The following is a 12,309-nucleotide window of genomic DNA, read 5'->3' as shown; positions in this document are numbered from 1 at the left end:
CTTAATTTAACTCCAGCTTAATTACCCACTATTTTCGTGATAGAACCAAAGAAAAGTAATAGAGTAAATATTTTGGGAGAAAAAGTTTTATTGATAGCAAGTTCAACAGGAGGTCCTCGTTCTTTAGATGTTATAATTCCGCAACTACCTGAAAATTTAAATGTTCCTATAATTATTGTTCAACATATGCCCGCAGGTTTCACAGCTTCTTTAGCTTATAGATTAGATAAAATTTCAAATTTAAAGGTGAAAGAAGCCGAAGATGGTGAATTTTTACAAAAGAATGTTGTATACATTGCTCCAGGGGATTTTCATTTAGGTTTAAAGCAGGAGGATCATAAAATTAAGTTGTTTTTAGATCAAAGCGATAAAATTAATAACGTAAGGCCTTCCGCTGATTTTACTTTTGATTTAGCTGCTGAGATTTTTAAAGAAAATTCAGTCGCAGTTATTTTGACAGGAATGGGAAGAGACGGTGCAAAAGGGGCATTTAAAGTTAAACATTACGGTGGGAAGGTTATAGCGGAGTCTAAAGAAACTTCCGTAGTTTATGGAATGCCGAAAATCGTCGCACAAGAAGGTTATGCGGATTTTGTTCTTCCCAATTACGATATTGCAGAAAAGATATTAGAAATCTTAATTGATCAATCAAGGGGGATAAAAAGATGAGTAAAAGGGTAATTCAGCGGTTAATAATTTTTGGCTTTTTATTTCTCTCTTTTACTACCTTTGCAAAAACGCTTTATTTTCAATGGAGAGAGGTAGATCCGGCTTACTATTTTGAAGATGGAGAAAATCTATATGTTAATTTAAAAGTCATTTCTGAAAAGAGTGGAAGAACTTTAGATGTATATAATGATACCTTGATTTATGTAAAAGATAGTAAATGGAACGTTTTCATTTTTCCTCAGAATAGTTTAGCAATTATTAACAGCACCGAATCTATTCGTTTCGATCCAAATGATCTAAAAGTGGTTGATGGAGAAATTTATATAACTACAGAATTGATAGCGAAGTTGATCAACTTAGAACTAATTTCTAATGATTCTGCTGTTTACTTGAACTTGCCGCTAACTCAAGTAAGTTCAATAAAAACAATCATACAGAAAACTGATGCCAGAATAATAATAGAACTTTCTTCAAGTCCTGAAGATGTTGGAATATACCCTTTAGTTAATAAATCCGGATATTTAATAAAGATAAAAGGAGCCGAAATCCCTGATTCTTATTACTATGAAGAATACAACAATAAGATCAATTACATAAAGGCATATCACTATTCACCAACAGAAGTTTGGATACAAGTAAAACTGAACAACTCCGCTGATTTAGAAGAATTAATTGAAGAAAATAGAATCATATTAGACCTTTCTTTTAAAGATACAATTACCTTGCCTGTTTTAGTCTTGGATCCAGGTCATGGGGGAATAGATCCGGGAGCTGTTGGTCCTAACCAAACTTTTGAAAAAGATATTACTTTAAAAGTAGCAAAAAGAGCTCAGGAACTTTTGAAACCGTACAGTGTTAACGTTTATTTGACTAGGACAAATGATGTATACGTTGATTTACACGATAGAGCAGTTTTTTCTAATGAAAAAGGTGCAGATTTATTCATTAGTTTACACTTGAATGATTATCCTCAAGATTCTACGGTTTATGGATCAGAGGTTTACTATTTTGATTTTTCAGAAAGTGCATATGCCAGAAGAATAGCTTACCGAGAAAATTTGGATTTGAACACCGATAAGAACCTTATAGAAACATGGGTGACGGATAAAGAAAACAGTCTAGATGAAAGTGAGAAATTCGCCAATATATTGGGAAGTTATCTGAATGTAAATGGGGTTAAATTTAGGGGAGTTCATACAGCAGAGTTCGCTGTTTTAGCTTATACTAGGAGTCCTGCCGTTTTATTTGAAATGGAGTTTATCAGCAATCCTCAAGTGGTAGATGAATTTACGAATGGAGACTATGTGGAAGTTTTTGCAGAAATTATTAAAAATGCAGTTATTGACTTTTTTGGCCTAAAATAGGGCGTTGGGGGTGGTCCCCCAAACCCAAACGTTGGGGTAAACCCCAAACCCCTAAAACCCATTTAAAAACCATAAAACAATTAAAAAACATCATTTAGAAAACCGGCACACCAGACCACCAGTTTCAAAGTTCATTTTAATTGTTTGGTTTGCAAAAGGCAGCAAACAAAGGCTTATGCCTTTAAGAACCAAGCCCTCAGATAAATTTTAATTCTATTTTGATTAATTGGTTCGCACAAACCAGCGAACAACAGAGGAGGTAAATTATTTGCAAGAGAAAGCAAAAATTCCCACTGATATATTGATTTTTCTGGTTTTATTTGCTTTAATACCTTTTTTAATGGTACCCAATTTGGTGTATGAGTATTCTACTCAGAAACATTTAGTTTTTTCTTTGTTCATGGTCGTTATTCTAATTTATTATTTGTTCAAATATTTTTCTAAACCTGTTTCAATAAAGTTCACTTATCCACACATTTTTTTATCTTTTTTCAGTATTTCTGCCTTTTTATCTTTGATATCAGTTTATATGGAGAATAAATATTACCTACCCACGTCTGTCGGAATAGCCTTCTACATAGTGCTTATTGTGTTTTTTTCTTACGTAATTACTACACGTTTTGGAAAGGATTTTAAATTTATTGAGTACGGTCTTTTTATTTTTATGGTTACAGGGACTGTTATAGCCATAGATGGACTTTTGAACAAGTTTTTAGGCTTTGATTTGTTCTTTGGTAAATATGGGGATCCTTCCCAAAGAATAGTATTAAGAACGACTATCGGAAACCCTAATTTTGTTTCAGACTATTTAGCTCAGCTGTTACCAATTTCTATATATTTTACTTTAAGGAAAAATACTAATACCTACATTAGAATATATGCTTTAGCGAATGTTTTCATAATGTATTGGGTTGTTTTGTTGGCACAAACTCGTTCAATTTACCTTGCGACTTTTGTTGGTTTAGGATTTGCTATAGTATCTTACCTCATTTCAAATAAAAAAGACACCTTGAAAAATTATGTAAAAAGTAATGAGTTTAAAATATGGGTGATTTTGGTTTTATCTGTTTTAGCCTTTTTATTCCTTATGTTTAATTTTGAGACGCCATTCAACAGAGGTGGAGAAGTAATCGCGGCAGATCGTTTCGCAGCAATGGCTTCTGTTTCTTCTTGGGATGAAAGAAGTTTGTCATGGCTTTCCGCTGTAAAACAATTTGCAGATGAGAACCATAAAAACCATTTTATAATTGGAAGTGGAATAAATACATATCCAGTGTATGCGGTTCATTACTTAGCTGAGGTACAGGCAGAAAACCCCGAAAGGTTTTTATATGCATGGAATAATTTTAAAAGGGCTCACAACGACTATCTACAGGTATTGGGAGAGACAGGTATTTTAGGTTTTTCTTCAATAGTGTTAATGCTCGTAAGTTTAATGGTGGTATACTTTAAAGTTTTAAAGCTCGAAAAAGATGATGACAACAAAATCCTTTTATTTCCCTTATTTGGATGGAGTGCCACTATCATGGTAATCCACGCATTTACAGAGTTTGCATTTCACATGCATCCCAACCTTATATTAAGTGTATTTATCCTCTCAAGTGCTGTATCAGAACAGTTCCATCCACATGTGAAAAGCTTAAATATCAAAAAAAGTCAGTTTGTGATTATTCCTTTAGTTGTGGTTGGAGTAGTAGCGTCTTATTACAAAATAAACGAGGTTACATCCGAGGCCCTCTTCGTTAAAGGAAATCGTGAATACAATTCAATGGTATCTCTTATTAACGCTACTGAAAGTCAAATACCAAATATTATAAGCCAACTTGAATCTCAAAAATCCACTCTTCAAAAACAATTAGCAAATTACACTCCAGGAAGTGCAAATTTTCAAAGGATAACACAGAGTATAAACCAGATAGAGACGCAGATAGAAGATTATAAAAATATGCAGTTATCATATGAAAGTAGAGCTGAACAAAGCTATAATAATGCTTTTGAATATTTTCAGAAATCATTAAAATGGGACCCTAATTTTGGTAAATCGGCATTTTACCTGTCCCAGCTTTTAACGTCCAGTATTCGGCAAAATTCTCTTACTTATGAAGATTTACCTAAAATATTTGAAAAAGAAATCGATGGTTACGATTTTATTATCGAAGAGTTTAATGGCTCACTTGATTTAATGCCATTTCCTGATAACATTTTGAGAGACACCGTAGAACCGATTTATTCTATCGACCTAAGCAACAATGCTAAACAGATTACATTAAAAATTCAAACCCTATACGATGGCATAAATCAATTGGAGTATTCATACTTATCATTCAATGAAAAAAATGCCTATAGATTGATAGGCAGAATATATTATAACATCGTAGTTCTATACGAACAGTTAAAAAATTATATACCACTGGATAAGTTAGAAGTAGTAGAAGAACTTCAAAATGAAGCTTACAGTAATTTTCATCATTGGGAGCAGCAAGCTATTTACATCCTTCCTGGTGGTTGGAATAGGTTCCCTGAATGGGAAGACGTTTATTATGAATATTTGCTGTTAACTGCAAGGCTGATAAACATATATCCACAAGATGAATTAATAAACAAAATAATTTTTATAACCCAGAAAGAGGGAGAAGCGGACTATTACATGGCACAAAAATTTAGAGGGATACCAGATAGTTCCTTAAAATTGTTATCTGAGTTATACTCAACCTTGAGGGATGAAAATTTAAAAAATCAACTAGCAGAAAATGTTGTTAGCAATTATGAGGCTGTTTACAACTATTACAAGGGTCAAAAAGAAGAAGGATCTCCTAATTATACTAGATATCAAGATAGAATCGAAAGTTTCTTCAGTGATTACGAATTTTTTACAAGAAGGTTGGTAAAGTAGTGAACAAGGTAATGACATTTTTGTTGCTGATATCTTTGAGTTGGTTTTTGATCGTATTTTCTGTTTTTTTGAAAATAAACTCTTATGGATACACACTTGAAGGTAGCCTCAAAGATTTCTACGTTGAAAATGCTTCTTTGATGGAAGTTAAGCCTTTTATAGAAGATGGTCACATTGAAGAAGTTGAATTGAATGGATATAAAATTTATAAGAAAGATGATAAAATTATTATAAGGAAAGTTATTGAGTAATGTTGAAAAATATTCTCTCAAAAAGTAGGAGTTTTCATGAGCAATGATTGAAGAAGTTATAAATTCTTTTGATTATATAGTTCAACTGAAAGAAAAGGGTATGATAACTTGGGAAGAGATCTTCCCAAGTTTTTATAGCATTGCAAAAAATAATTTCAAAGTAATTCAAGAAAATGGCCTTTTAGAAGATGTTAAGAAGATTTTGGCTTATACAAAACCTCTTAAAACATTGTCAGAAGAACGTAAAGAAAGGCGTCTAGAAGGCTTAAAGGATTCCTTAAAGATTTTAAAAGAGCGGTATTTAGTTGATGAAGTTTTGGAAAAACCAGAAAAAAAATTGGCACCACTCACCGATATAAAATATATAAAAAAAGTAGGAACAAAAAGGGCTTTAATTCTAAATAAATTAGGTATTTTTTCGTTAAAAGATTTCTTTTACTATCCACCTAGGGATTACGAAGACAGAAGAAAGGTGGTTAAAATATTCAACGCCAAAGAGGACGAAAAAGTCGTAATAATAGGAAATGTAGTAAAAAGTGAGGAAGTAAAAATAAATAAAGGTTTAACTATTTACAACTTTTCTGTGGAAGATGACAGTGGAGTCATAATCGTTACTTTTTTCAACCAGGATTACGTTAAATCTTATTTAAAAAGAGGTGTGAAATCCGCTTTTTATGGAAAGATAGAATATTCATACGGTATGAAACAGATGAAGTCTCCAGATTTTCAAGTGATTGAAAGTGATGAGGATTTCAAAAGTGAAATTCTGCCGGTTTATCCATTAACCTTTGGTATCTTCCAAACAACTATGCGAAGAATAGCAAAAGAAGCCATCCAACAGACATATTTTTTAGAAGAATTTTTACCTGAAGAATTTGTCCAAGAATTCAATTTATTAGATTTGAAAAAGAGAATAAAGGGAATTCATTTCCCTTTAAGTATTTATCACAAAGAAAGATCTTGGTACTCTTTAAAATACGAAGAGGCAATTTTATTTGAGTTAGCAATGATATATCTGAAATTAAAGATGAAAGAAATGAAAAAAGGTGAGACGAAAGAGATAAAAGGAGAATTAACGAAAAAATTTCTCAATACTTTAAATTTTGAACTCACTCAAGCTCAGAAAAGAAGTTATGAAGAAATAAGAAAAGATTTAATTTCTCCATATCCTATGAATAGACTTTTACAGGGAGATGTTGGTTCTGGTAAAACCGTTGTTTCAGAACTAGCGATTATAGATGTTTGTGAAGCTGGATATCAGGCAGCAGTTATGAACCCTACCTCTGTTTTAGCTAAGCAACAGTTTAAGAAGCTTTCAAAAGATTTAGAGCCGTTAGGTTTGAAAATAGTTTTGCTAACAGGAGATACTAAGGAAAGCGACAAAATATTAATAAAAGAAAAGCTAAAATTAGGAGAAATTGATGTTGTAGTTGGTACTCACGCAATTATTCAACAGGATGTTGAATTTAAAAAACTAGGGTTGGTGGTGATTGATGAACAACATAGATTTGGAGTGAATCAAAGACTTGAACTTATTAAAAAGGGGAATCATCCAGATATTTTGGTAATGACTGCTACTCCCATTCCTAGGACTTTGGCAATGACTTTTTACGGCGACTTAGACGTTAGCTTAATTGATGAGATGCCTAAAGGTAGAAGACCTATTAAAACAATACTTATTGCTGAATCCAACAGAAAAAGTTTGTATGAATTTGTTAAAGAAGAATTGGATCAAGGGAATCAAGTTTTTTTCGTGTATCCATTGATAGAAGAATCTGAAGCCTTAGAATTAAAAAACGCTATCAGTATGTATGAAGAGCTAAGTAAAGTATTTGAAGAATATAAAGTGGGGCTTTTGCATGGGAGGCTTTCACCTTCAGAAAAAAATGACGTGATGGACAAATTTGTTCAAAAAGAGTATGATATATTAGTTTCGACATCGGTAGTAGAAGTGGGGATAGATATCCCTGATGCTACGGTAATGGTCATCGAACATCCCGATCGTTTTGGATTATCTCAATTGCATCAGCTCAGAGGAAGAGTGGGCAGAAGTGATAAACAGTCTTATTGTTTTTTAGTAATAGATGATGATGCCAACAATGAGATAAAAAGTAAAATGAACTCCTTTTCTAAGACGTTAGATGGTTTTGAAGTGGCAGAAATTGACTTAAAATGGAGGGGACCAGGAAAATTCTTTGGAGTGGAACAGCACGGGATACCAGAATTTAAATTTTTGGATTTAGTCGAAGATATAAATATAATAGAGAATTCAAGAAAAAAGGTAGAGCGATTTTTAGCAACTATCCAAAGTTTCGATAGATATCCTAATTTAAAACACGAATTGCAAACAAGATATGGAGATTCAATACATTTGGTCAACGTTCTATAGAGATTTTTAAGTCTTTAGGAGGAAAAACATGAAAAGAGATAAAGTCTTTTTAAGCACTTTGTTGGTTTCGATAGCCTCTTTTTTAGTCATTAGTATAATTATTTTACCAAAAAGTTTTTCTGGGGAATGGTATTTCAGCCCTGTTTTAGTCACAGTTGGTCCATTAGAAATAAGATGGTATGGACTGTTAATTGCTTCATCCATACTGTTGGCAACTTTTATTGCTCAAAAAGAAGCTGAAAGAGAAAAAATAAATGAAGACGATCTTTTCACAGCTGTTTCTTTGGGAATTATATTTGGGATTATAGGTGCAAGGCTATATTATGTTCTTTTTAATCTTGAATATTTCTCTCAAAATCCTTCAGAAATTTTTAAGATTTGGCATGGAGGATTGGCTATACATGGAGCAATATTGGCTGCTTTTTTGGTAGTTTTTTTGTATACACGTTTGAAAAAAAAGTGTACCTTTACATTTCTTCAAGGGTTAGATTTATTCACCTTTGTTTTACCGTTAGCTCAGGCTATTGGAAGATGGGGTAATTTTTTCAACCATGAGGCATACGGTTCACCAACAAATCTTCCCTGGAAGATGTACATTTCATTACCGGATAGAATGCCAGGGTATGAAGCCTATGAGTATTTTCATCCAACATTCTTGTATGAATCTGCATGGAATTTGTTGGTATTTCTAATATTGTTTTATTTTATTAGAAATAAGAGAAAAACATATGGAGAAGTGACTGCTCTGTATTTAATTCTTTATTCTATTGGGCGAATTCCTATTGAAAGGTTAAGAACGGACAGTCTCTATATTGGGGATCTACGAGTTGCTGTAGTTATAAGCTTTATATTGATAGTGTTGGGTTCTTTGCTTTTTGTATACCTCAGAAATAAGAGAGTAATCGTCGAAAAAAAGGAGTGAATATTGATTGATAAATATTCTATTGATAGCTTTAGGTATTTTTCTATTAATAAGAGGGGCAGATAGGTTAATAGAAGGAGCCCTTGGATTGACAAGAAAACTAGGTGTTTCTGAACTGTTTGCAGGTTTGACTGTGGTGGCTTTTGGTACCAGTGCACCTGAATTAGTTGTTACCGTTTCTTCATCAATAAAAGGAGCCAGTGTTGGATTAGGAAACGTTCTTGGCTCGAACGTTGCAAATATTGGATTAATTTTAGGGATCTCTTTTTTAATATCTCCAACAAAAGTTCAAAAATCTACAGTAAACATAGAAATGCCTTTTTTGGTTATTATTTCAGTGGTTATATTTGCAATGATGATGGAAGGGAATAGCGTATTAACTCGATACGATGGTATGATACTGATAACCTTTTTTCTTATTTTTACGGCTTATCTTTATTATATGGCAAAAAATGATCAACAACTCAGGAAGCAACTTGTCGAAAGCGATGAAATGAAAAAAGTCGAAAAGGAAGAGTCTTGGGCTAAGATAATCACTTTCTCTGCCTTAGGATTAGCTATGTTGATAATAGGAGGAGAACTGACGGTAAGCAATTCAGTTATATTTGCTAAAAATATTGGAATCTCAGAATCTTTGATAGGGGTGACTATTGTTGCAGTAGGGACTTCCCTTCCGGAATTAGTAACCGCTATTGTTGCAGCGATCAAACATTCAGATGATATTGTGATGGGAAATATAGTTGGTTCCAATACTTTCAATATCGCTGCCATACTGGGCATATCAGCATTAATAAATGGTGCCAGCGCGGATAGATCAGTTGCTTTTGATGTGTCATATGGTCTTTTACTGGCTTTAGTCTTGTTGTTTGGTACGATGATGAAAAAAGATAGAAAAGTTGGAAGAGGTTTGGGAGCTGTATTGCTTTCTTTGTATGTGATCTACCTAATAATTAGTATAAGAATTGGATAATATTTTAAGTGTGAAGAAAGGAATAAAAATGGGCATCGATAATAGAAAAAGTGCTCTACTCGCTATTTTTGTTTTTATTTTATTTCTATTTTTTTTCTTTTATCCTGTTACTTTAGTTGATGAAGGAGATAACAATATTAGAGTATTTTCGACGGGATTAACACAGGTGATTTTCTATGATGACATTCAATATACCTTCAAAGAGGAAAACATCTTTTTTTACGAAGAAATACCTTTTGAGGAGTTTATCTTGCTAAATGTACAAAACGGATTTTTGCTACGTCAAAGCGGAGATTCTTTAGTTCAAAGGCAAAGTAACGATTCATCGGCAATGGTTTATTTCAAAAATAAAAATACTCTTTATAACCTTTATAACCTTGATAATTTTTTCTATAATGAAAAATGGTTAGAGGAGTTAGTTGTTGAATCTAAAGACTTTTTAGAAAATATTTCAGAAATCGATGAACCTATGTATATTATTTATATGGATCAAAGTAGGTCTTTTCAAGTTTTGCCAAGTGTCTACGTTGTTAATTCTAGCAAGGATTTAGTTCATGAGTTATCTCATTATTTTTTCGGTTACAAGGTGAAGGCTTCCCCAACGGATACTTGGCATGAAATATTAGCAGAAACTAATTCATTATTGTTTCTTAGAGAAGTTTATCCAGAGGAGTATTTGAAAGAGTTAGAACTCAAAAAATCAGGTTTTTATGATGAACCTTATGGGGAAAGTGTAATATCCTTCATGGAATGGTTGGATTTTGACAAAGAAAAAATATTTGATATAGAAAGATACATTTTAAATAATTTTGATAGATTAGATGACAAAAGGTTTGAAAATTTAGTCGAAAACATTAATTAAACAACGAAGGTGTTAGAAGTGAAAAAAATTCTGTTGGTTTTTCTCCTTGCCCTTTTAGGGTATTTTTCTTTTTCATTTGACTATGTTTTTTTGTTTATAGCCGATGGAATGGGAATTCCACATATGCAGTTATCTAATATGTACAAACAATATTTATACACAGATCAACTGCACATGCTTGAACTACCTTACTATGGAATGGTTGAAACTTCTTCGATTAACGGAGTAACGGATTCAGCAGCAGCCATAACGGCAATTTTATCTAAAGAAAAAACCTACAACGACAGGATAAACATTAATCCTGATGATGAAAAGATACTGCCCATTACTTATGAATTAAAAAAACGAGGGTACAAAATTGGTGTCATAACAACTAACACCATCATCGATGCTACCCCGGCGGGAGCTTATAGTTTCGTTGAAAATAGAAGAGATTACCAAGAGATAATGCAAGATCTTTTAGAAAGCAATTTTGATCTTTTCATAGGGGGAGGAAAAGCTTATTTTAAGGATAGAAACACAAAAGAGTATGGATATTTATACACAGAAGAACTAAGTAAAATTCCGTTTCCTGGTAATGAAATTGTTATGTTGTATTATGGAAATTTTACTTTTTTAACAGACGATCCGAAAAGAGTTACGTTAGAAGAAACTTTAAATTATGCGTTGAGTAAATTTAAAGGTTCTCCTTTTTTCATTCTGATAGAGGGGGGAAGAATCGATCACGCTGCACACGCACATGATACTTATTCATTGATAAACGAAATATTAGACTTTGATAGTGCAGTAAAAGTTGCTATCGATTTTTATAAGCAATATCCTCAAGAAACCTTAATCATAGTAACTGCGGATCATTCAACAGGAGGTTTGAGTTTAGGCGATGGTTTTTTGGCGCTGAATAAGCTTCAACCCACTGAGTTTTCTTATGAAAAGCTGATAAGTACATTTAACCAATCTAAGAACTATGAAGAGTTTCAAGAAAAATTGGGTTTGACGCTTGATTTAGAAAAAGAGTTTTACGATACCAAGAATTCAGAAGAAAATGTAACTTATCAATCGCCAATAATCAAAAGTTTTTATGAAGCGTTAAACGATCCTGTGGGTATAAATTGGAGTACTTTTGGGCATACATTAGATTACGTACCTCTTTTTTCCAACGTTCCATTTGATAAAAATATAATATCAAATAATGAAATTTTTTCTATTTTTGAGATTTATTGACTTAAATGGGGTTAAACGACTTTAATCGCTGCTAATTGAAAGTAATTGCCTATAATTAGATTTTGAGAAAAAAATTTCATGATGTATAATATCTCTACAGAGCACTTTTGTAGGTTACCCTCCCTCCTGGAGTGTTCTGTCCCCGGAAGAATTCATTTCCAAATTAGGGCCTTATTAAGGCCCTTTTTTTAAGGTTTAAAAAAGATTAGAATTTCAATATCACCGTAATCTCTTACTTCTTCTCTAATTAAATTTTTAGGTATATAATCAGATTTTTCATTCTTATATTTTTCAATAATGATGTAGCCGCCGTTTCTAATTAAAAATACATTTGAATCTATGAATTTCAAAAATTCTTGGACATAACTGTTATTAAAAGGTGGATCAGCAAATATGTAATCAAACTGTTCATTTGAAAGTTTTGTAATAGATTTTCTAAAATCTGATTTTATAACTTTTATTTTATTTAGTACCCCTAAAGATTCAGCGTTTTTTAAAATCGAGCTCACGGCCTTAGTCGAAATATCAACCATTGTAGAACTTTTTGCCCCATTACTTAAAACTTCAAAACTCATTATGCCGCTACCTGCAAAAAATTCTAAAAAATTAGCTCCTGTAAAATCAAAAATGCTTATCAGAGCTCTTCTTAAAGTAGCGGGAGTATATCTCGTCCTACGATCATCAACTGTTTCTATATTGGTATTCTTAAATTTGCCGCTTTCAATCTTCAAAGCCATTTTTACACCTCATACAAACAAAGAAGGGCTT

The 12,309-nt window shown here is 32.5% G+C and carries 9 protein-coding genes and 1 pseudogene; 9 read left to right on the top strand and 1 reads right to left on the bottom strand.

Going from position 1 to position 12,309, the window contains the following annotated elements:
* Positions 1–45: 45 nt before the first annotated feature.
* The 9 genes and pseudogenes from BZ25_RS08075 to BZ25_RS08035 form a co-directional block, all read left to right on the top strand.
* A pseudogene (locus tag BZ25_RS08075) lies at positions 46–669 on the top strand (chemotaxis protein CheB); the annotation flags it as partial.
* On the top strand, positions 666–2,033 hold the full coding sequence (locus BZ25_RS08070) for an N-acetylmuramoyl-L-alanine amidase (protein ID WP_121514410.1): 1,368 nt from the start codon (positions 666–668) through the stop codon (positions 2,031–2,033). The pseudogene BZ25_RS08075 and the gene BZ25_RS08070, both read left to right, overlap by 4 nt.
* Positions 2,034–2,301: 268 nt before the next feature.
* Positions 2,302–4,926 (top strand): O-antigen ligase family protein, encoded by a 2,625-nt coding sequence (locus BZ25_RS08065; RefSeq protein ID WP_121514409.1) that lies wholly within the window; start codon positions 2,302–2,304, stop codon positions 4,924–4,926.
* Positions 4,926–5,177, top strand: a complete 252-nt coding sequence (locus tag BZ25_RS08060; protein WP_041533997.1) for a hypothetical protein — start codon at positions 4,926–4,928, stop codon at positions 5,175–5,177. The genes BZ25_RS08065 and BZ25_RS08060 overlap by 1 nt, the downstream gene beginning before the upstream one ends.
* 43 nt (positions 5,178–5,220) lie before the next feature.
* On the top strand, positions 5,221–7,566 hold the full coding sequence (gene recG, locus BZ25_RS08055; RefSeq protein WP_012208049.1) for an ATP-dependent DNA helicase RecG: 2,346 nt from the start codon (positions 5,221–5,223) through the stop codon (positions 7,564–7,566).
* Positions 7,567–7,594: 28 nt separating this feature from the next.
* A complete protein-coding gene (lgt, locus tag BZ25_RS08050) occupies positions 7,595–8,488 on the top strand; it encodes a prolipoprotein diacylglyceryl transferase (RefSeq protein ID WP_012208048.1) in 894 nt (297 codons plus the stop codon).
* A gap of 7 nt (positions 8,489–8,495) precedes the next feature.
* Positions 8,496–9,458, top strand: a complete 963-nt coding sequence (locus tag BZ25_RS08045) for a calcium/sodium antiporter (protein ID WP_121514408.1) — start codon at positions 8,496–8,498, stop codon at positions 9,456–9,458.
* 10 nt (positions 9,459–9,468) lie between these two features.
* Positions 9,469–10,320 carry a hypothetical protein gene (locus tag BZ25_RS08040; RefSeq protein WP_147429942.1) on the top strand — a complete coding sequence of 284 codons (852 nt, stop codon included), beginning with the start codon at positions 9,469–9,471 and terminating at the stop codon, positions 10,318–10,320.
* Between the two features lie 18 nt (positions 10,321–10,338).
* The gene (locus BZ25_RS08035) at positions 10,339–11,541 is read left to right on the top strand and encodes an alkaline phosphatase (RefSeq protein ID WP_012208045.1); all 1,203 of its coding nucleotides are present in this window, start codon (positions 10,339–10,341) and stop codon (positions 11,539–11,541) included.
* 188 nt (positions 11,542–11,729) lie between these two features.
* Here the strand turns inward: BZ25_RS08035 and BZ25_RS08030 are convergent, their stop codons facing one another.
* The gene (locus tag BZ25_RS08030) at positions 11,730–12,278 is read right to left on the bottom strand and encodes an RsmD family RNA methyltransferase (RefSeq protein ID WP_012208044.1); all 549 of its coding nucleotides are present in this window, start codon (positions 12,276–12,278) and stop codon (positions 11,730–11,732) included.
* Positions 12,279–12,309 lie beyond the last annotated feature (31 nt).

It is taken from the genome of Petrotoga sp. Shatin.DS.tank11.9.2.9.3, assembly GCF_003665005.1.
Lineage (GTDB): Bacteria > Thermotogota > Thermotogae > Petrotogales > Petrotogaceae > Petrotoga > Petrotoga mobilis.
This window is presented reverse-complemented; position numbering and strand designations above follow the sequence as displayed.